Below are 18,728 nucleotides of genomic sequence, written 5' to 3'. Positions count from 1 at the left end.
GGATATAGCCTAATCTCCATATCGGACTAAAATCATGGCAGCAAACCACCTTCTCATGCGAGGACTCTATGACGGCAAGCGACACGACCGAGACAATTAAAAAGGGAAATTCGGAGCCCAGTTTCGATAAAACGGCTCAGCGCATCCTCAATCTTTTCTTTGTGCTCAATAGCTCCCCCGAACCGCTGACGACCGAGCAGATCGTCTTGGATTCTGACCTGGGATATGGCTCGGGCAATATCGACTCGGATAAGCGCAAGTTTCGACGCGATCGTGACAAGCTGCTCGAACGCGGCATCTTAATCAAGGAGGTTCGCCCCGCCGGTGCGCAGGAGACCGAGGAAAGCTCGTGGACAATCGACCGCGAGCACACCTTTGCAGCAGGCGGCCTCATCACCGCAGACGACGCCGATATCCTGCTCAACGCCATCGACCAGACACTAGCGGCCGGCTCGTCCACTTTTGCCGCACCGCTTGCCGATATTCGCTCCAAGATTGCCTATCTCACCGGTAGGACGACGGTGGACGAAGCACCAATCCGCCGCTCTCCCACCGTCGATGCGGTATGGAGCGCCTTTGCCGAGCGATGCGCGCTGCGATTTTTATATCAGAACGGACGCGGCGAGCAGAAAGAACGTACCGTCTGCGTCTACGGCATGTTCGAACGCGAGGGCGTGGCGTACTTCTGCGGCCTCGACAATGTCACCGACGGCATCAGGACATTCCGCTGCGACCGTATCGTTCGCGCTTGGCGTCCTTCGAAGGCCTACGCCATCCCTGCGGACTTCAATCTCAACGACTATCTGTTCTTTGAATTCGATTTTGCCGACCGACCGCCCGTTGCAGCCACGTTCTCGTTCGCCCCTCAGACGCAGATCGATATGATCAACGGCCTCACGCGCGGGCGAGGTGAGCTCGCACACACCGATGCGGGATGGACCTGGACCGTTGACGTGCGTGACCTTGAAGCCGCCGCCTCATTTTGCATGGCCCACGCCGTGGACGGCATGAGGCCCGTGGCCCCCAAATCGCTCAAGCAGGCGTGGAACCGCCTCATTGAAAGGACGGTGCACGAGCATGCCCGTGCGTAAACTCACCAGCGAGCAGAGACTCTCGCGCGCCATCGACATCATGGAAGCCCTCTACGCCGCCGGCGAGAGCGGCATGACACGAACCGAGATTTGCAGTCGCTTTGACATCACGGGGGTGTCGCTCGACGAGATTCTCGAGATCGTCTCGACGCTCGCGGACCGAGAATCGGGCGCGCGCATCATCTGCGAATGCCGCGGCGAGCGTGTGGTCCTCACCGGTGACGCCGGTCGTGTGCTACCGCTGCGCCTGAGTGCCGCCGAGGGCGCTGTGCTCAACCATGAACTTGAATCGTTGGGGATCGAGCCCCAGGCGGCGGCTCGGATTCGACATGCTCTTCTACCCGAAGAGCTCGGCTATAATCAGCGCGTCTTTGACACCGTCAACCACGGGTCGCACTGGCAGCAGCTGAGCTGCGCCATTCAGGACGGCGTTCGCTGCCGCATCTCGTATCGCTCGATGGACGATGCACGGCCACGTGAGCGTCTGGTCGACCCCTTGCGCATTACGGCAAACGGCGACCAAACATACCTGATTGCCTGGGACATCGCGGTCGATGAGCAGCGCACCTATCGCATGGATAAAATCGAGGGACTCGCCTTGACGGAAGACTCCGTCGTGCCTCATGCACCGGACGTCACATCCCTCCACGATTCCCTTGCTCGGACGCAGCGTAGCGCAAAGCTCTTGATGCCATTCGATATGGCGGAGTATCTGGACTGGGCCGGCATCACCCTAATCGAGCGCAGCGGGGCAGACATGGCAACGGTAACCGTGCATTACGGCTCCGAGCGTTGGCTACTGAGCCAGATAATCGCAGCGGGCGGAGCCATCCGCATCTTGGATGACCCCGCCCTGTCAAAGCGTCTGTGCGATATGGCAAAAACCCTCGTCTGTCCGCTTTAGCGCCGCCGCTCGTGGCGTGCGCGCCACAGTTGCAGATAGTGCCCGATCTGCGCCGATTCGATGCGCTGGTAGGAGCTTGTGGGCAGCGACGTTAAGAACTTCTTTCCGTAGCCCTTCGTCACCAGGCGCGGGTCGGCCAGAATCAGCACGCCGCAATCGGTCGACGAGCGGATAAGGCGGCCGGCCGCCTGCTTGACCTCGAGCACCGCCTCGGGCAGCGAATAGCGCGCCCAAGCGCGGTCTTCGCGCAGGTTGCGCTCGCACGAGAGCGGGTCCGTAGGGCTCGAGAACGGCAGTTTGGGAATGATGACGCAGCGCAGCGTCTCGCCGCTGGCGTCGAATCCCTCCCAAAAGGCCTTAAGAGCAAAAAGCGACGAGGTCGGCTCGTTGATAAACCGGTCGCGCAGGCGACGAGGAGATGAGTTGCGCTGCTGGCAGTTGAGCTCCAGGCCCGCACGGGCCATCTTGGGCTCAACGCGGGCGTACAGGTCTTCCATGTCGCGCCGATTGGTGAACAGTGTGAGCACCGATCCGCCCATGGCAAGATGGGCGTCGACCAGCACGCGCTCGAGCGCCGTAAGATAGCTCTCACGATCGCGCGGATCGGGGATATCGCCCGCAACGACTACAGCCATGTTCGAATCGAAGTCGTAGCTCGAGTCCAAGTGCAACGATGAGGATGTTGAAGCACCGATGCGATCGAGGCCGACCGCGTGGTTAAAGTGTTCAAAGCTTTTGGACACCGTCATGGTCGCCGAGGCAAAGATAGCCGTGTGAACCTCGGGCAGCCACTCGGTTGCCAAGGCCTCGCCAATGTCGATGCGCTCTGCGGTCATTGACTCTCCGCCGGCGCGCAACCTGCGATTGACCTGCAGCGAATACACGTAGTGTTCATCGGTGCCATCAATGATGAGTTTGAGGTTCTCGGCCAGCTCGTGCAGGCGGCGCGAGATATCACCCAGGTCGACAACAACCTCGGGCTTGTCGGCGGCGACGGCTTGCACCAGCGCGTCGACGCTCTTGTCAGCTCGTTCCAATGCATCGATGGCAGCGTAGGCCGACGGTAAGAAATCATGCCAGTCGTCAGATTCGCGCAGCTCGGGGCCAATCCATAGATTGGCATTGTCATAACCCCCACGGGCACGGCGGCCGAGCTCGCGAACGCCATCGAACACGTCGGCGATTGCCGTGCTCGCGCGCGCAACCGTCGACGTCGCCTTGGCAGTAAGGCCCAGATAGAGCGTAGAGCCCTCGGAGGTTGCCAAATCACGGGAAACCTGGCTTAGCGCACCGGTGCTCGAGCCACCCAGGCGCTCAAACAGAACGCGTGATTCGTCCGCCGACACCACGCGCGCCCACTGACGGCGCGCCTCGCGCTCGATAGAATGGGCCTCGTCGATTACCCAATGACGAATCGGAGGCAAAATCCTGCCCTCGGCCGCAACATTGCGGAACAGCAGGGAATGGTTGGTGACCACCACATCGGCATGCGCCGCACGACGGCGAGCGCCGTGGACCAAACATTTATCAGGGAAAAACGGGCAGAGGCGACGAGCACACTCGCGCGAGGCCGTCGTAAAGTCGGGGCGGTTGACGCTGCGCCACCGAATGCCAAGTGAGTCGAGGTCGCCATCGGCTGATTGGCAGACGTACGCCATAATGACCGCGACCGCCGTGAGCGTGTCCGCCGGATCGCGCTTGGTGGTAATCTCGACCTGGCCGCGGCTCATGCGCTCAAGCTTGCGCAGGCACGGATAGTGGTCATACCCCTTGAGAGCGCAAAATGACAGACCACCTTCCAGTTGCTCGGCAAGTTTTGGAAGCTCATGGTACATGAGCTGGTCGGCTAGATTGTTCGATTTGGTCGCAATACCAACCGTGATGTTGTTACGGCGCGCTGCCTCGGCAAAAGGCACCAGATAGGCCATCGATTTGCCGACGCCTGTGCCCGCCTCAATTACACGATGAGTGCCCGTGACCAGCGCATCGCGGACCTCGAGCGCCATCGCGATCTGCTCATCACGCGGCTCGTAGGTGGGATACATGCGATTGACCAGGCCACCTGGCGCATAGTCTGCCTCAATCTCCTCACGACTCGGCATCTTGAGGACCGGCAGTTCGTCGGCGTCCACCCGATCGTCGGCGCGATCGGCCTTGAGAACGTCAGCACGAGCGGCGCTGAGAGAGAAGATAGAACCAGGGTTCTGCCCCGCCAAGAATGAGAAGATTGGACGATAGGACCAAGGCACGTCCGGATGCATGTCGGCTAGGCGCGCCATGAGGCCCTGGGGCAAGTCGGTGAGTGCCACGAGCAACACGCGCCATACGCCACACAGGGCGTCGACGTCGGCATTGGCACGGTGTGATACCGAGTCACAGCCAAACAGATCGGCCATAAAAGACAGCTTGTGCGAGGCCAGGCGCGGAAGCGCGATGCGCGACAGCGCCAGCGAATCGATCCAAATATCGCTCACGTTGACGCCGCCTTTGACCGACTCGATAAACGAGCGGTCGAACGTGGCGTTATGTGCGATTACCGGGCAACCACCGACAAAATCGGCGAGAGCGGCTACGGCCTCAACGGCCGACGGGGCATCTGCCACATCGGCATTTGTAATGCTCGTGAGCTCGGTAATCTCGGCGGGAATCAGCTGCTTGGGATGCACGAAGGTATCGAAGCGGTCGACGATCTCGCGGCCCGAAAGACGGGCCGCCGAGATCTCGATCAGCTCGTTGTCCTGCACCGAAAGACCTGTGGTCTCGGTATCGAGGACAATTACATCTTCCTCGATAAGGCCGAAGGACTGCGTTTTGGCGCGTTCGGCAATCGTGGCATAGGAGTCGATGACAAACTGCGGCGTTCCTGACGAAACCGCGTCCTCGATTAGCATGCAATGCCCGCTCGACGAAGGCCCATACGGATCAGGCTGTCACAGACCTGCGGGAACGTCATGTCGTCGGTGTGGCGGATCTCGTCCGGATACAGCGACGTATCGGTCATGCCGGGAATGGTATTGGTCTCGAGGATAACGGGGCCGTCCTCACTCACGATAAAGTCGCTGCGCGAGATACCCAGGCAACCGAGGGCCTTGTGAGCAGCACAGGCAAGCTCCTGGGCACGAGCGTAATTCTCGGGTGAAATCTGCGCCGGAATGCGATGGATGTCCGTAGGGTCGACATACTTCACGTCCAGATCGTAGAACTCGCAGTCCTCGGGCTTACGAATCTCGACAATCGGCAGAGCGCGCACGTCATCTTCGCCGTATACGCCGACGGTGATCTCGGTACCCTCGATGCACTTCTCGACCAGCACTTTGTCGCCGTACTCAAACGCCTTGGCGATTGCCGCGGGAAGCTCGGAGGGCTCATGGACCAGGGAAATGCCATAGCTGGAACCGTTTACGGCCGGCTTCACAAAGCAGTGCTCGCCACAAACCTCGACGATATGATCGATATCGACTTCATCGCCCACTTCGAGCGCCAGGCCGGGGGCAATGGGAATGCCCGCCTTAGCGTATAGGAGCTTCGAGACCTCCTTGTCGGCACCGCAGGCGCTCGCGAGCACACCCGACGCCGTGTAGGGGATACCCAGGGTCTCCATGGCACCCTGCATGGCGCCATCCTCGCCGCCGGCACCGTGCATGGCGATAAACGCCACATCGAAACCGCCAGTCGCCATGGTTACCATAAAGTCATCAGCGGCCGTGTCGAGCAGCTCCACCGAGGTGTAGCCGGCCTCCTTCAAGGCCACCACGACGTTCTTTCCCGAATTGAGCGAGATCTCGCGCTCGGCGGAATGACCGCCCGCCAAGACCGCTACGTGCATGTTCTCTAGGCTTTTACCCGGCATGGGCAGACTCCTCCTCTATAATTTCTGCAGCTGATACCATATTGTAGCGATACCCTCTACGTTTCCCCAAAATCGAAAGGCTTCCATGAATCCCAGGACTAAATCTCAGGACATTCGCGACTTGAGCCAAAACGATATTCGCGAGCTCGTGGCAGAACTTGGCCAGCCCGCCTTCCGCGCGAAACAGCTCATCGAATGGGTCTTTGAGAAGAACGTTTGTTCGTTTGACGATATGACCAACCTTCCCAAGGCCTTCCGCGAGCAGCTTAAAGAGGCTTTTGCCTTTGACACGCCGACGGAGCTTATCAAGCAGGTTTCCAAAGACGGCTCGCGCAAGTATCTGCTCGAGTACCACGACGGCATTTCCGTCGAGACTGTCGGTATGCCTCGTCGCAATAAACTCTCCGTCTGTGTTTCTACTCAGGCTGGCTGTGGCATGGGCTGTGCTTTTTGCGCTACCGGTCTCAACGGCCTCAAGCGCTCTCTGACCGCTCAAGAGATCGTCGACCAGGTGTTGCATGTCTCGAATGATTTTGGCGAACGTGCAACAAGCGTTGTCTTCATGGGCCAGGGCGAGCCGTTTGCCAACTACGATGAGGTTCTCAAGGCGCTGCGAATCCTCAACGACCCCGATGGCATTGGTATCGGTGCTCGTCACCTCACCGTCTCCACCAGCGGCGTTATTCCCGGTATTCGCAAATTTGCCGATATCCCCGAGCAGTTCACGCTTGCCGTTTCTCTGCATTCCGCCATTCAGTCGACGCGCAATAAGCTCATGCCCGGTGTTAAGAAGTACACGCTGCTTCGCCTTCACGAGGCGCTTCAGCTCTACACCGAGAAGACTGGCCGCCGCCCGACTTATGAGTATGCCATGATCGAAGGCGTTAACGATACGAATCCCGAGATGCAGGCGCTCTGCGACTTCTGCGAGGGAACGCTGTGCCACGTTAACCTGATTCAGCTTAACGACATCGAGGGCAGCCCGCTCAAGCCGTCGCCGATTCATAAGGTTGAGGATCTTCAGCGTCGTCTTGAGTCCCGTGGCATCGAGACCACGATTCGTAACTCCCGTGGTAACGATATTGACGCCGCTTGCGGACAACTGAAGCAGCGCTTCAAAGTTCAGAAGAACGCATAGGGGAGTCGCACCCCAAAACGTTTCATGTGAAACATCGAACGACCCCGGTTACAGAATATGCAACCGGGGTCGTTTCATTTATTGACCTTTATTTTGAATCAGCTGCTACCTGTCCCATTTTTTACGGCCAAAATAAGGGGTCCTTGTCTCGTGAACCGGACAAGGACCCCTCAATATATGCTGAGTAATTGTTAGGTACCTAATAGCCTACATTTTCCCATTGGTTGCTAACCCAACCTTGATTAATCTTGGGATTCTTCGTTACCTGAGCAGTACGCATGGCAACATCTTCCGTCATAACATCCATTTTCTTTTTGGAAGTATCGACGATATCTTGCGCGCCACGAAGCAAACGACCTCGAAGTTCATCGTCTGTCGCGATCTTATAGCCAGCAAAGGTACCAGCCGCGACAGTCGTCACCAATGCAATCGCTGTTAAAATCTTATTCCTCATCTTGGCCTCCTTGATCGAACTGAATCATTTCGCCAAGAATACGAGAGAGCTCTTCCTCATCTTTGAACTCAATTTCAATCTTGTTCTTTCCACGCGAACTCTTCACGCGCACGTTAGTACTAAATACCTGACGAAGAACGCGCGCGGCTTTCTTGAACGACTGTGGTGTTGCAGGCCTAGAGGTCTTTGGTGTCTCTCCGGCAGAAAATAACGGAGCAAGATTTTCTGTCGCACGGACCGAAAGACCTTCTGCAACAACCTTCTCCGCAAGCCTAATTCTGGCATCCTCATATGGAACGGCAAGGATTGCCCTAGCGTGACCTGCCGTGAGCTTTCCTTCAAATATCATCTGCTGGACGACTTCAGGAAGATCCAGAAGGCGAAGCGAATTTGTAATTGCAGAACGTGACTTGCTGACAGCCTTTGATAGAGCCTCCTGGGTCATCCCACTTGCATCAATGAGCTGACGATAGCCTTTTGCCTCTTCTACAGGATTTAGGTCAGAACGCTGAAGGTTTTCAATAAGTGCAAGAGCAAGCATTTCTTCATCATTAACTTCTTTAATGATGACTGGCAGCTCTTCAAGGCCTGCCAGTTTGGATGCCTGATAGCGACGCTCGCCAGCAATGATTTCATATCCGTTGCCATGTTTACGAACCAAGAGCGGCTGTAAAACACCGTGTTCCTGGATAGACTCGCTTAGCTCACGAAGTTCAGTTTCATTGAAGTGAATTCGAGGCTGATTCGGATTGGGAACAATATCCTCGATGGGCAGCTTGGTTTCAGAAGTCGCTGCAGCAGACGAACCACCGGTTTCATATTCAGCTTCAGAAACCAGTGCGCTCAATCCACGACCTAATCCACTGCGCTTTTTAGGGCTAGGCACGCTTGATCACCTCTTTTGCAAGATTCATATATGCTTTTGCACCCTTATTTTGCGGTGCATAAGTAATAACCGGTTCTCCAAAAGAAGGAGCTTCAGAGATTTTAACAGTACGGGGAATCAACGTCTTAAAGGCCTTATCACCAAAGTACGACTGAACCTCTTCAACAACCTGATTCGACAGTGATGTCCTCGAGTCATACATGGTCATAAGTACGCCATACGTATCCAAGCCCTTATTTAGACGCGATTTGACCATCTTCATTGATTCAAGTAGCTTCGTAACGCCCTCAAGTGCATAATACTCGCACTGAATCGGAATAAGAACGCTGTCTGCGGCGGTCAATGCGTTAATAGTCAGCAAACCAAGCGAGGGCGGACAGTCAATGAATATAAAATCGAACTCATCTTGAATAGGTTCAAGCAAATCTTTGAGGCGAGTTTCACGAGCAATTGCGCTTACGAGCTCAATTTCGGCGCCTGCAAGCTGAATTGTTGCCGGAATTACGAATACCTTTTTGCAATTCGTATCAAGAACAAGCGATTCTGCGGGCACATCATTCAACAATGCATCATAGATGCAGTGGTCAAGGTCTTCTTTTTCAATTCCAAATCCGCTTGTGCTGTTTCCCTGCGGATCAAAATCGACAATGAGCGTCTTACGACCCTGCTCACCAAGTGCTGCTGCAAGGTTTACAGCCGTCGTTGACTTACCGACACCGCCTTTTTGATTGATGATTGCAATAATACGCGTGTCTTTAGCGCTCTTCGAACGCTTAACGTCGCGAAATCCCACGGTCCCTCCTGGTGTGTATTAAAGCTGTCAAACGGAGGATGTTTCACGTGAAACATTCCGATTCGATATCAACTGCCATGTTTCACGTGAAACATGGCAAGTAATTACTATCCATTATGTTTCACGTGAAACATCTAAGCAAGCGGATTCTTCTTTGCCATGCCATTTACACGAGGCAATGAAACGGATGCTGGATGACTCTTCTTAAGAACAATGAACTCCCTATGGCCCAAGCCCTCAGGCAAATCGATTGCGTCATTCAGAAGCAAAGTGAAGCCGCAAATCTTAGCTGCTGACATGCCGGAAGCAAGCTCCTCATCCGATGGATTGCCCTTCGTGATAACAAATAGCCCTCCATCCTTAAGGTACGGAGCCGCATACTCAACAAGAATCGGTAGAGGGGCGAGTGCGCGAGCGGTTACGACAGAGAACTGCTTCTTATGGCTTCGAGCATATTCTTCAAGACGATCATGAACCGCATGAGCATGTTTCAATCCCAGAGCATGAACAAAAGAATTGCAAGCATCAACCTTCTTGCCAACAGAGTCAATATAAGTAGCTTTACGATGCGTGGTTATCGTTAATGGAATACCAGGGAAACCCGCACCTGTTCCCATATCGAGCAAAGCCCCCTCAGGAGCCTTATTGATATAAGGAAGCAAAACAAGCGAGTCAAGAATATGAAGTACTGCAGCATCTTCTACGTTAAGAATACGGGTGAGATTGGTTGTCTTATTTGTTTCCAGAACCAAATCCAAATGCTGAATACATTTCCTTAGCTCAGCATCATTTACGCTCAAGGAATATTCTTTGCAATAGTAAGTTAGACGGCTCAGCATCTCTTCAGCCTGCTGATCAGTAAGTACAAACAACAGAAGCACCTTTCTGACAAAAATCAGTGTATCGAGAACTTTTGACAAAAAAAGGGGACGTGGAAACCACGTCCCCTTAGCATAAGCTCGAGTAGATTATCGAGCAACAATTACCACATGGCGATCAGGGTCAGAGCCCTCGGAGTGAGTATCGACTGCATCATTACCACGAAGCGCAATATGAACCAGTCGACGCTCATAGGCATTCATAGGCGGAAGCGACACACTCTTATGAGTACGGATAGCGCGCTCGGCAGCAGACTGAGCCATGGAAGCAACCTTGTCCTGACGGCGACTCTTGTATCCCTCTACGTCCACTACAACCGGATACCTAAAGCCAAGTTTGCGGCTCACCAGCAAAGAGAACATAACCTGAAGGGCATCAAGGGTGCGACCATGACGGCCAATGAGAACAGCAAGGTCGGGAGCCGTTACATCCAAAATCAGCTCACCCTCGTCGCCCTCATACTCATCGATAGGAGAGTTGGCGGCATCGAAGTGCGAAAGGATGGAACGCAGGATGGAAATCGCAACATCGGCAATGGTGTCGAGCTCCTCATCGGTCAGCTCTTCACCAGCCTTGTAGCGCTGTGCAATCTCGGGATAATCGCCCGCGACCTGCGGGGCAACCTCCTCAAGCATATCCTCGATGATCTCTTCAGACATAACGTACTCCAAAAGTTAGGTACCTAAATAAGATTGATATCCCGTTACTTCTTCTTGTGCGGGCGCGGCTTCTTCTCTCGACGAATGACCTCAACCTGCAGCGGAGCGTTCTTAAGACGCTCCTCCTCATCGGCCTTCGCCTTGTCGATGACCTTCTGCGTCACAAAAATCTGCTGGATAACCTGCCAAGCAGACGAGACGTCGTAGTACAGCAGAACACCAACGGGAAGGCTCCAGCCCATCCAAAGCATCATGACCGTCATGACAACGGCCATCATACGCATGCTCTGAGCCTGCTGGCCGGTCTGGTTGCGCGACATATAGAGCTGCGGAATCAGGGTCAGGACGGCGAACAGGATCAGGCAAACCAGCGCAGGCAGTGCAACCATAAAGCCATCGGCAAAGGAAGCGCTCGGCGTGGTGGTCAGGTCGGGCAGGATGTTGAAAAACGAGAACGTGCCGTCGTTAAAGTACTGCGGCAGGTTGCGCAGCAATGTAAACAGGGCGAACAGGATAGGCATCTGAATCAGCAGCGGCAGACAGCCAGCCATGGGGTTGAACTTGTTCTCGCTGTAGAACTTCTGCATCTCCTCGGCCTGACGCTGGGGATCGTCGGCATAGCGCTCCTGGATCTCGAGCATCTTGGGCTGCAGCACCTGCATGCGAGCCGTCGACTTGGTCGACTTGAGCATGAGCGGCGTCAGCAGCAGACGGATGATGACCACCAGGATGATGATGGACAGGCCCCAGTCGACCGCAAAGGTCTGGATGAGCTTGAGCAGCTCGAAAAGGATGTTAACGATCCAATCCCACATGTAAGTTTTCCTCCGATAGCGAGTGCCCGCTAGGGCACAGGGTCATAACCGCCGACGTGCAGGGGATTGCAGCGAGCGATGCGCCTCACGGCAAGCCAGCAGCCTCTCAAAACACCGTGCTTCTCAATCGCCTGGATGGCGTATTGCGAGCACGTTGGGTAATAAATGCAGGCGTCAGGCAATAAGGGCGAAATAACCTGTTGATATATGCGAATAGGAGCGATGGCAACACGTCGCAAAACGTGATTGCTCATCGCTCCTCCCCGGCAACGCCGGCGCGCTTCATAAGCGAACGCAACGCCTTGTCCATCTCCTGCGGCGAGGAAACCCTCGTCTTGGGAGTTGCAAACAAGATGATGTCATAACCCGCAACGGGAAATCCACAGCTGCGGGCGGCCTCGCGCATCACACGCTTAGAACGGTTGCGCACGACAGCACAACCGAGCCGTTTAGCACCAACGAAGGCGACCCTTCCGGAGTCGCCTTCGCCAACCGATTCACATATGGTCATTCGAATCAGAGGGTGATTGAAACGACGCCCCTGACTGAACACATGCTCGAAATCTTGCCGAGACTTAATAGTCTTCATGCGAGATGTGTGTATCGCTGCTAGACAGTGAGACGCTTGCGGCCCTTGGCGCGACGACGGGCGAGCACGGCACGACCACCCTTAGTGGCCATACGGGCACGGAAGCCATGGGTCTTGGCACGCTTACGCTTATTAGGCTGATACGTACGCTTCATCTTAAGTTCCTCCTGCTGCATTTCGAGTGTCCGCGGGGACGCGGACGCAGATATAGACACGTGAGCTTGAAGATTGTAGGGAAATCAATGTTCAAATGTCAAGAAATCAAAGGTAAAAGGTTGCGCAGTTCACACGGTTCCCCCATAAGCCAAGCTCGATTTAGCGGTGCATGGCAACTTTTCACGATATTTCATCGAGTTTTCAACAGGTCATGTTGGCAATGTTGAGAACTTTTCGTCCGTTTTCCAAAGTTTTCAACAGGTTTTGAAAGTTTGTCGAAAGATGAGAAACATTGCACGGTGAGCTACTATTTGTTCGAAACCTTTTGGAAGATTGCGAGCGGCATGTCTGACGACTTTTACACCATGGTCGATTCCGGAGACCCGGCACCCGACAACGAGCACATCACCGGCGTGCGCGAAGAGCGTGACGAAGGTGAACAGACGACAACGCAGGCGCCAAAAGCCATGTACGCCGCGCGCATCGCCGTCTATGACGACATGCTGTCGACACCGCGTGTGATCGTCATTGATCCGCAAGATGTCCGCACGTATTTGGAAGAGACGACCAACACCGTCTACCAGTGCATGAAAGAACAAGGTGGCCATATCTCGCTCATGGTCATCCGCGAGATTGTCGAAAACTTTATCCACGCACACTTTGCAGAGCCCATCATCTCGATTCTGGACGGCGGAGACACCATCCGCTTTGCTGACCAAGGACCCGGCATCGACGACAAGGAACGCGCTTTCGACTTTGGCGTTACCAGCGCAAACAGCAAGATGAAGCGCTATATCCGTGGAACCGGAGCAGGGTTTCCCATGGTGCAGGAGTATTTGGAAAACGCCGGCGGTGCCGTATCCATCGAGGACAACATGGGCAACGGCACCGTGGTTACGGTAAGCCTGAACCCTAAACGCGTGCAGGAAATCGAGCGTGCCGGCGGACGCGGTGCTGCCGTGCGGCCCGAGACGGAGCAGCCCACATATCCCCTGCCGGGAGCTTTTGCGCAGCAGCCCATGGCAACGCAGCAGATGCAGCCCCCCGTGGGGCAGATGCAGCAGCCCGGAATGCTTCCCACACAAGAGCCCCAGGCGGCATCTATGTCGATGACGCCAAACATGCCAGAGGCCATGCCGCTGGCAGATCAGGATGCAGCAGCAATGCAGCAGGCGACGGGGGCACCGGGTGGCCAGCAAATGGGCTATCAGCCGTACCAACGGGGATATCCATATCAGCAGATGCCGCCACTGGGGTATGGCCAGCAGTTCCCGCAGCAGTACCAGCAGGGATATCAGCAGCCGTACCAGCAGATGCCGCAGCAGCAGTACAACCCCTGGGCCCAACAGATGCCTCTGCAGCCTTACCAACAGTGGCCTCAAAGTTTTCAACAGCAAATGCCGCCGATGCAGAGTTCTCAACAACCAGCAGCTCAAATGATGTATCCTAATGCAGCAAATCAGTATGCGCAGCCACAACCGGACGTGTTCGTAAGCGATCGCGGCAACGCCGCGCTGGGCTATCTGGCGCAAAATCAAGCGTGCGGTGCAACCGATCTGGCGAGGGCGTTTGGAAACTCGGCCCCCACTTGGTCACGCACGCTCAATGACTTGGCGCAGGCCGGCTTGGTCATCAAGCATGGCCAGAAATACCATCTGACCGAACTCGGCGCCGCTCGCGTGCGAGCTCAGAGCTAAAGAACGGGAGAGACAGTGGACGAGGAAGCAAGCATCATCCTGGGGGATGCCATCGCCTTTTGCCAGCGCGACGGCCAAGATGCACGCCTCATCAACATGCTGGGGCAATCGCGGGCCATAAGCCTGACCGAAGATACGCTCACGATCGAGGCCCCCTCGCGCTTTGCCATCGCGCAGCTCAAAAAGCATCAGCCGACTATTGAGGCCTATCTGGAAGAAATCGCCTTTGCACCGATCGCGCTCGACATCGTGGCACCGCAAGGCGCCGCAACGGAATCCGCTGCCGCGACGGCGCCCGCCACGGCTCCCGCCGCTTCCCCGGCGGCACCGACCTCCGCAGGCGACGTGCCGACAATCGAGCACCAGCACAGCGATGTTTCCCGTGAAACCATGGCACCGTTGCCGACCGCGGCGGCGACGTCAACGAACGCGCCCGTCACGCACATGCCCATCGCTCACGACGCAGCGGCGGGCGCGGATTCGGGCATTGCAATCAAGAACACGCTCTCGGCCGATGATTTTCGTCGCATGATGAACCAGATGAAGGGCGGAGCGCCGACTAAATCCACGCAAGCTGCGACCCCCGCCTCACCCGTGCCAGCACCGACCGTGCCGGCCGAGCAGAATACGGATGGAGCCCCGCTCGCCGCGAACTCAAAATTTACCTTTGAGAACTTTGTCTACGGCCCCGAGAACAGCCATGCTTATCGCTCGGCACTCAAGTTTGCCGCCCTCGCGGACGAGCGCGGCACGTGCACATCACTGTTCATCTACGGCAAATCGGGCCTGGGCAAGACGCACCTGCTGCTTGCCATCAAAAACGAGCTCGCCGAGAAGTCGCCCGAGATCAAGGTCAAGTATGCCAACTCCCAGGCATATCTGGACGACCTGATGACCGAGTTCGACCGCCAAAAGAAGAGCAACGCCCCCATCATGCAGGCGTACCACGGCGTGGACGTGCTCATCATCGATGACATCCAAAACATCATCGGCAAGCGCGCGAGCGTGGACTACTTTTTCCAGCTCATGGACGAGTTCATCCGCAACAACAAGAAGGTCGTCATCGCGGCAGACCGCGCCCCCAAGGACCTGAGCATGGACGAGCGTCTGACCAGCCGCTTCAACGCCGGCATGCTCTGCCTGGTCGCAGAACCCAGCTACGAGATGAAATACAAGATCTTGCAGCGCTATTACGAGAACACCATCGTCGCCGCTCCCGAGGCAGGCGACGACTCGCTGCTGGCGGCCTATGGGGGCGACGGCGGACACTTGACCGACGAGCACTTTAAACACATGGCCGAGGTCTCAGGCACCAACATCCGCGAACTCGAGAGCTTCTGCGAGCGCTGCGCCGGCGAGGCGGGCGACCGCGAGCGCGAGGGCGGGGAGCTCACCTTTGACGATATCGATGCCATCGCCAGCCAGTACTTCGACACATCGGCCAAAAAGATCAACGTCCAGACGGTTCAGTCCGTCATCGAAGAGCAGTACGGCGTGACGCACGAGGAGCTCATCGGCCCGCGTCGCAACGCCAATATCGCCAAAGCACGCCATATCGCTATCTACCTGGCCATCGAGATGTGCGAGATGACGACCACGGCGGTGGGCGCCGAATTTGGCAACCGCAACCACTCGACCGTCAGCACGAGCTACAAAAAGGTCCAGAAGATGATCCAGGAAGACCGCACCGTCACCGAAGACCTTAAGTCGCTGCGCGATAAAATTACACTGCGCTCGTAGGGAAATAGAGACACCTGTTGAAAACTTGTCGAAACCACGGGCATAAGGTGTCTAAAACCCAACCCGCGGTGATGAAAAGTTATGCGCAGGTTTTGAACGTGGAAAACCACCCCTGTTGCACACAGGCTGCTGTCGATTCTCTTTTTGGGTCTGACCTGCGTCTTTGGGAGTAATCAACAGTTTCGTCAGTGCTATTACTATTATTAAGATATTTATATCTATAGAAAGGTATTAAAAGATGAAGTTCACCGTCAGCCAGAGCTCGCTTACACAAGCCATCGGCGTCGTTATGAAGGGTGTCGCTTCGGCATCCACCCTCCCCATCCTGTCGGGCGTGCTCGTTAAGGCCCAAGACGGCATCTTGGAATTCCAGACCTCTAACTACACCATCTCGATCCGTCATCGCATCGCGGCGCATGTCGAAGAAGAGGGCGAGATGGTTATCCCCTGTAAGATGCTCTCCAATATCACCAAGACCCTCCCCGATGCCCCGGTCACCTTTGAGCTGTCCGAGCGCCAGGTGCTGATTGGTTGCGAGAAGAGCTCTTTCCGCCTGAACACGCTCGATGCTAATGACTTCCCTGAGTTTCCGGCCTATGCCATCGAGAGTGCCGTGGAGCTGCCGACCGATATCTTGTCCGAGATGGTCGGCCGCGTGTGGCGCGTCACCTCGACCGACAAGGCTCGCCCCATCCTGGGCGGCGTGCACATGAAGGTCGAGAACAACACCGTGCGCCTGGTGGCGACCGATTCCTTCCGCTTGGCCGTGTGCGATACGCAGGTCGAGACCTCGACCCTCGAGGGCTCCTTTGAGCTCAACGTTCCGGCTGACGCCTTTAACGACGCACTGAACATCATGGCCAGCCAGGCGACCATCATGATCGGGGCTACTGACACCCAGGTTGTCTTTGAGGCCGGCAACACCACCTACGTGTCGCGCCGCATCGAGGGCGTGTACCCCAACTACAAGCAGCTCATCCCCGATTCGTGCGTGACGAGCGTCAAGATCGACGTCGCCGCCTTTAACGCCGCCCTCAAACGCGTGGCCGTTATCGCGAGCGCCAACCCCGCCGTCAAGTTCGAGATCGATGTCGAGAACGGGCAGATGGGCCTGTCCTCCATTTCCAATGACCAGGACCTTGCGCAGGAGACGATCGATGTCGAGGCCGAGGGCGAGCCGGGTACCATCGCCTTCAACTACCACTACATCTTCGGCTGCCTCAATGCTCTGTCCAAGGAGAAGGAGATCACGCTGGAGCTCAAGAGCTACTCGCAGGCGGGCATCTTCAAGTCCTACGACAAGATCAACTACCTGTACCTGGTCATGCCGGTCCGCATCTAGCGCTTCGCCATGACCATGTTCGCCCGCGATCTTTCCGTCGCGCACTACCGCAGTTTCGAGAGCTATCGTCTTGCCCTGGACGAGGGCGTGACGATACTTGCGGGACCCAACGCGGCGGGAAAGACCAATCTCATAGAGGCGCTGCAGCTGCTGACGAGCGGCGCCTCGTTTAGGCATTCGACCGCGGCCGAGCTCGTCCATGACGGCGTGGGCTCGTGCAAGGTCGAGCTGAGGCTCGAGGGCGACGGCCGCGTGCTTGATATGGGGTTGAGCGCGGAGGACGGTAAGCGCTCGTTTAGCCGCAACGGCAAGAGATGCTCTGCCGCCGGTGTGCGCGGGGTTCTGCCGAGCGTGCTGTTTTGCCCCGACCATCTGGACATGGTTAAGCGAGGCGCCAGTGTGCGCCGCGCCGCCCTCGATGACTTCGGCATGCAACTGAGCGCACGCTATGCCGATCTTGCGAGCACCTATGGGCGCTGCGTGACCCAGCGTAACGCCTTGCTCAAGGAGACCTGGTGCTGCCGCGAGATGCTCGGCGCGTGGAATGATTCGATTGCCCGCGCGGGCTCGGCCCTGCTCGTGCACCGGTTGGCCCTGCTCGACCGGCTGGCGGGCCATGTGCACACTGCCTACGGGCAAGTGGCATCCGGTGAGGCTGCCAACGTGACCTATACGTCCACGCTGGGGGATTTGCCCCAGGTCGAGGATCGCGAAGAGCTGAAGGGCTGGGCGTACGAGCGCATGCTGGCTGCCCTTGATGAGCACGCCGACGAGGAAATTCGCCGCGGCGTGACGTTGGTGGGACCGCATCGCGATGAGATTGAGTTTACCGTGGCGGGTCGCTCCGCCCGTTCATTTGCCAGCCAAGGACAGCAGCGAACGTTGGTACTGTCCTGGAAGGTGGCCGAGGTGGCCGTGGCTCGCGATGTTCTGGGTACTGCTCCGCTGCTGCTTTTGGACGACGTGATGAGCGAACTCGACGGCGAACGCCGCGGTGCTTTTCTGCGGCTGATCGGCGATGATATCCAGACGGTCATAACCACGACCAACTTGGGGTACTTTACCGATGACCTGCTTGATCGAGCCAAGGTGGTGGGCATGGGTGAGACGTGCTAATTACGAGCGCGAGAGCGAAACGGTTGCCTTCAGTGGATTTTTGAACGCAGAGCGTCAGCGCATCCTGGCGGCCGCGACGCCTGAGCGCCGCGCGCAGATGGAGGCTGCAGAGGAATCTCGTGCGGTCTATCGCGCGTGGAATGCGGTGTGCTCGGGCACGCGCGAGGGGCGGCATGTGACGGGTCTGCGCTACCTGCCCGAGTCCAATGAGCTGCTGGTATATCTCGACTCGCCCTCGTGGACGCAGGAAATGACGCTGTTGCGCGAGATCATCCGCGCGCGTATGGAGCGCGCCGGTGCGCATGTGGACGGCCTGGTGTTCAAAACCACCGCGCCCGGCCACACGCCACCCGCCGCCAAGGAGCGTCTGCGCCCGGCGACGACCGAGCGCCCGCCGGCTCCGCACGCCGACCTCAGTGAGGCCGAGCGCACCGAGATTGAGTGCCAAGTGGCGCCCATCGAAGACCAAAAACTGCGCGAGGCCCTCGAGAACGCCATGAGAGCCAGCGCCGAGTGGGCCAAGGGCGTGCAAAGCAAAAAAGAGCCTTAAATCGCATCTGGTGGCCTTGTAGAGCCAAATACCCTCGTTCCCGAGGGTATTTTTTTACGATAAACTAGT

19 protein-coding genes are annotated in these 18,728 nt (G+C 56.7%); 8 read left to right on the top strand and 11 right to left on the bottom strand.

Annotated features, from left to right (window positions below; genetic code table 11):
- Positions 1–68 precede the first annotated feature (68 nt).
- Complete coding sequence (locus tag AAA069_RS05615; RefSeq protein ID WP_349127787.1) at positions 69–1,091, top strand: WYL domain-containing protein; 1,023 nt, start codon at positions 69–71, stop codon at positions 1,089–1,091.
- The gene (locus tag AAA069_RS05610; protein ID WP_152068603.1) at positions 1,078–1,995 is read left to right on the top strand and encodes a WYL domain-containing protein; all 918 of its coding nucleotides are present in this window, start codon (positions 1,078–1,080) and stop codon (positions 1,993–1,995) included. The genes AAA069_RS05615 and AAA069_RS05610 overlap by 14 nt, the downstream gene beginning before the upstream one ends.
- Here the strand turns inward: AAA069_RS05610 and AAA069_RS05605 are convergent.
- The gene (locus AAA069_RS05605) at positions 1,992–4,886 is read right to left on the bottom strand and encodes a helicase C-terminal domain-containing protein (protein WP_349127786.1); all 2,895 of its coding nucleotides are present in this window, start codon (positions 4,884–4,886) and stop codon (positions 1,992–1,994) included. The genes AAA069_RS05610 and AAA069_RS05605 overlap by 4 nt on opposite strands.
- Positions 4,880–5,845 (bottom strand): D-alanine--D-alanine ligase, encoded by a 966-nt coding sequence (locus AAA069_RS05600; protein ID WP_349127785.1) that lies wholly within the window; start codon positions 5,843–5,845, stop codon positions 4,880–4,882. Before AAA069_RS05600 ends, AAA069_RS05605 begins: the two co-directional genes overlap by 7 nt.
- Positions 5,846–5,930: 85 nt before the next feature.
- Between AAA069_RS05600 and rlmN the strand changes: the two genes are divergently transcribed.
- Positions 5,931–6,983 (top strand): 23S rRNA (adenine(2503)-C(2))-methyltransferase RlmN, encoded by a 1,053-nt coding sequence (gene rlmN / locus AAA069_RS05595; protein ID WP_349127784.1) that lies wholly within the window; start codon positions 5,931–5,933, stop codon positions 6,981–6,983.
- A gap of 199 nt (positions 6,984–7,182) precedes the next feature.
- Here the strand turns inward: rlmN and AAA069_RS05590 are convergent, their stop codons facing one another.
- From AAA069_RS05590 to rpmH, 9 genes are all read right to left on the bottom strand, one after another.
- Positions 7,183–7,437, bottom strand: coding sequence for a hypothetical protein (locus AAA069_RS05590; protein ID WP_148331771.1), 255 nt, complete (start codon positions 7,435–7,437; stop codon positions 7,183–7,185).
- Positions 7,427–8,323, bottom strand: a complete 897-nt coding sequence (locus tag AAA069_RS05585; RefSeq protein ID WP_349127783.1) for a ParB/RepB/Spo0J family partition protein — start codon at positions 8,321–8,323, stop codon at positions 7,427–7,429. Before AAA069_RS05585 ends, AAA069_RS05590 begins: the two co-directional genes overlap by 11 nt.
- Positions 8,316–9,116 (bottom strand): ParA family protein, encoded by an 801-nt coding sequence (locus AAA069_RS05580; RefSeq protein WP_022093800.1) that lies wholly within the window; start codon positions 9,114–9,116, stop codon positions 8,316–8,318. Before AAA069_RS05580 ends, AAA069_RS05585 begins: the two co-directional genes overlap by 8 nt.
- A 134-nt stretch (positions 9,117–9,250) precedes the next feature.
- Positions 9,251–9,997, bottom strand: coding sequence for a 16S rRNA (guanine(527)-N(7))-methyltransferase RsmG (rsmG, locus tag AAA069_RS05575; RefSeq protein ID WP_349127782.1), 747 nt, complete (start codon positions 9,995–9,997; stop codon positions 9,251–9,253).
- An 87-nt stretch (positions 9,998–10,084) separates the two neighbouring features.
- The gene (locus tag AAA069_RS05570) at positions 10,085–10,654 is read right to left on the bottom strand and encodes a R3H domain-containing nucleic acid-binding protein (protein ID WP_022093802.1); all 570 of its coding nucleotides are present in this window, start codon (positions 10,652–10,654) and stop codon (positions 10,085–10,087) included.
- Positions 10,655–10,698: 44 nt separating this feature from the next.
- A complete protein-coding gene (locus tag AAA069_RS05565; RefSeq protein WP_118373080.1) occupies positions 10,699–11,469 on the bottom strand; it encodes a YidC/Oxa1 family membrane protein insertase in 771 nt (256 codons plus the stop codon).
- Between the two features lie 29 nt (positions 11,470–11,498).
- A complete protein-coding gene (gene yidD, locus AAA069_RS05560; RefSeq protein WP_082222962.1) occupies positions 11,499–11,723 on the bottom strand; it encodes a membrane protein insertion efficiency factor YidD in 225 nt (74 codons plus the stop codon).
- Positions 11,720–12,058 carry a ribonuclease P protein component gene (rnpA, locus tag AAA069_RS05555; RefSeq protein ID WP_006236191.1) on the bottom strand — a complete coding sequence of 113 codons (339 nt, stop codon included), beginning with the start codon at positions 12,056–12,058 and terminating at the stop codon, positions 11,720–11,722. Before rnpA ends, yidD begins: the two co-directional genes overlap by 4 nt.
- A 20-nt stretch (positions 12,059–12,078) precedes the next feature.
- A complete protein-coding gene (gene rpmH, locus AAA069_RS05550) occupies positions 12,079–12,213 on the bottom strand; it encodes a 50S ribosomal protein L34 (protein ID WP_019127408.1) in 135 nt (44 codons plus the stop codon).
- A gap of 273 nt (positions 12,214–12,486) precedes the next feature.
- On the opposite strand from rpmH, the gene AAA069_RS05545 reads away from it, so the two are divergent.
- The 5 genes from AAA069_RS05545 to AAA069_RS05525 all read left to right on the top strand — a co-directional run bounded on the left by AAA069_RS05545 (position 12,487) and on the right by AAA069_RS05525 (position 18,659).
- Positions 12,487–13,911, top strand: coding sequence for an ATP-binding protein (locus AAA069_RS05545; RefSeq protein ID WP_229025827.1), 1,425 nt, complete (start codon positions 12,487–12,489; stop codon positions 13,909–13,911).
- Between the two features lie 15 nt (positions 13,912–13,926).
- The gene (locus AAA069_RS05540; RefSeq protein ID WP_349127781.1) at positions 13,927–15,651 is read left to right on the top strand and encodes a DnaA/Hda family protein; all 1,725 of its coding nucleotides are present in this window, start codon (positions 13,927–13,929) and stop codon (positions 15,649–15,651) included.
- Positions 15,652–15,889: 238 nt separating this feature from the next.
- Positions 15,890–16,993, top strand: coding sequence for a DNA polymerase III subunit beta (gene dnaN, locus AAA069_RS05535; RefSeq protein ID WP_349127780.1), 1,104 nt, complete (start codon positions 15,890–15,892; stop codon positions 16,991–16,993).
- A gap of 9 nt (positions 16,994–17,002) precedes the next feature.
- Positions 17,003–18,109: a DNA replication and repair protein RecF gene (gene recF, locus AAA069_RS05530; protein ID WP_349127779.1), complete on the top strand. Its 1,107-nt coding sequence runs from the start codon at positions 17,003–17,005 to the stop codon at positions 18,107–18,109.
- Positions 18,096–18,659, top strand: coding sequence for a DciA family protein (locus tag AAA069_RS05525; protein ID WP_349127778.1), 564 nt, complete (start codon positions 18,096–18,098; stop codon positions 18,657–18,659). Before recF ends, AAA069_RS05525 begins: the two co-directional genes overlap by 14 nt.
- Positions 18,660–18,728 lie beyond the last annotated feature (69 nt).

Source organism: Collinsella sp. CLA-SR-H006 (genome assembly GCF_040097075.1).
GTDB lineage: Bacteria > Actinomycetota > Coriobacteriia > Coriobacteriales > Coriobacteriaceae > Collinsella.
The sequence above is the reverse complement of the archived record's forward strand: the minus strand, read 5'-3'. Positions and strand labels throughout refer to the sequence as shown.

Bases quoted from the DNA above. Each gene is read 5' to 3' on its own strand.
- AAA069_RS05615 (WP_349127787.1), top strand. From the start codon at position 69: ATGACGGCAAGCGACACGACCGAGACAATTAAAAAGGGAAATTCGGAG.
- AAA069_RS05610 (WP_152068603.1), top strand. From the start codon at position 1,078: ATGCCCGTGCGTAAACTCACCAGCGAGCAGAGACTCTCGCGCGCCATC.
- AAA069_RS05605 (WP_349127786.1), bottom strand. From the start codon at position 4,886: ATGCTAATCGAGGACGCGGTTTCGTCAGGAACGCCGCAGTTTGTCATC.
- AAA069_RS05600 (WP_349127785.1), bottom strand. From the start codon at position 5,845: ATGCCGGGTAAAAGCCTAGAGAACATGCACGTAGCGGTCTTGGCGGGC.
- rlmN (WP_349127784.1), top strand. From the start codon at position 5,931: ATGAATCCCAGGACTAAATCTCAGGACATTCGCGACTTGAGCCAAAAC.
- AAA069_RS05590 (WP_148331771.1), bottom strand. From the start codon at position 7,437: ATGAGGAATAAGATTTTAACAGCGATTGCATTGGTGACGACTGTCGCG.
- AAA069_RS05570 (WP_022093802.1), bottom strand. From the start codon at position 10,654: ATGTCTGAAGAGATCATCGAGGATATGCTTGAGGAGGTTGCCCCGCAG.
- AAA069_RS05565 (WP_118373080.1), bottom strand. From the start codon at position 11,469: ATGTGGGATTGGATCGTTAACATCCTTTTCGAGCTGCTCAAGCTCATC.
- yidD (WP_082222962.1), bottom strand. From the start codon at position 11,723: ATGAGCAATCACGTTTTGCGACGTGTTGCCATCGCTCCTATTCGCATA.
- rnpA (WP_006236191.1), bottom strand. From the start codon at position 12,058: ATGAAGACTATTAAGTCTCGGCAAGATTTCGAGCATGTGTTCAGTCAG.
- rpmH (WP_019127408.1), bottom strand. From the start codon at position 12,213: ATGAAGCGTACGTATCAGCCTAATAAGCGTAAGCGTGCCAAGACCCAT.
- dnaN (WP_349127780.1), top strand. From the start codon at position 15,890: ATGAAGTTCACCGTCAGCCAGAGCTCGCTTACACAAGCCATCGGCGTC.
- recF (WP_349127779.1), top strand. From the start codon at position 17,003: ATGACCATGTTCGCCCGCGATCTTTCCGTCGCGCACTACCGCAGTTTC.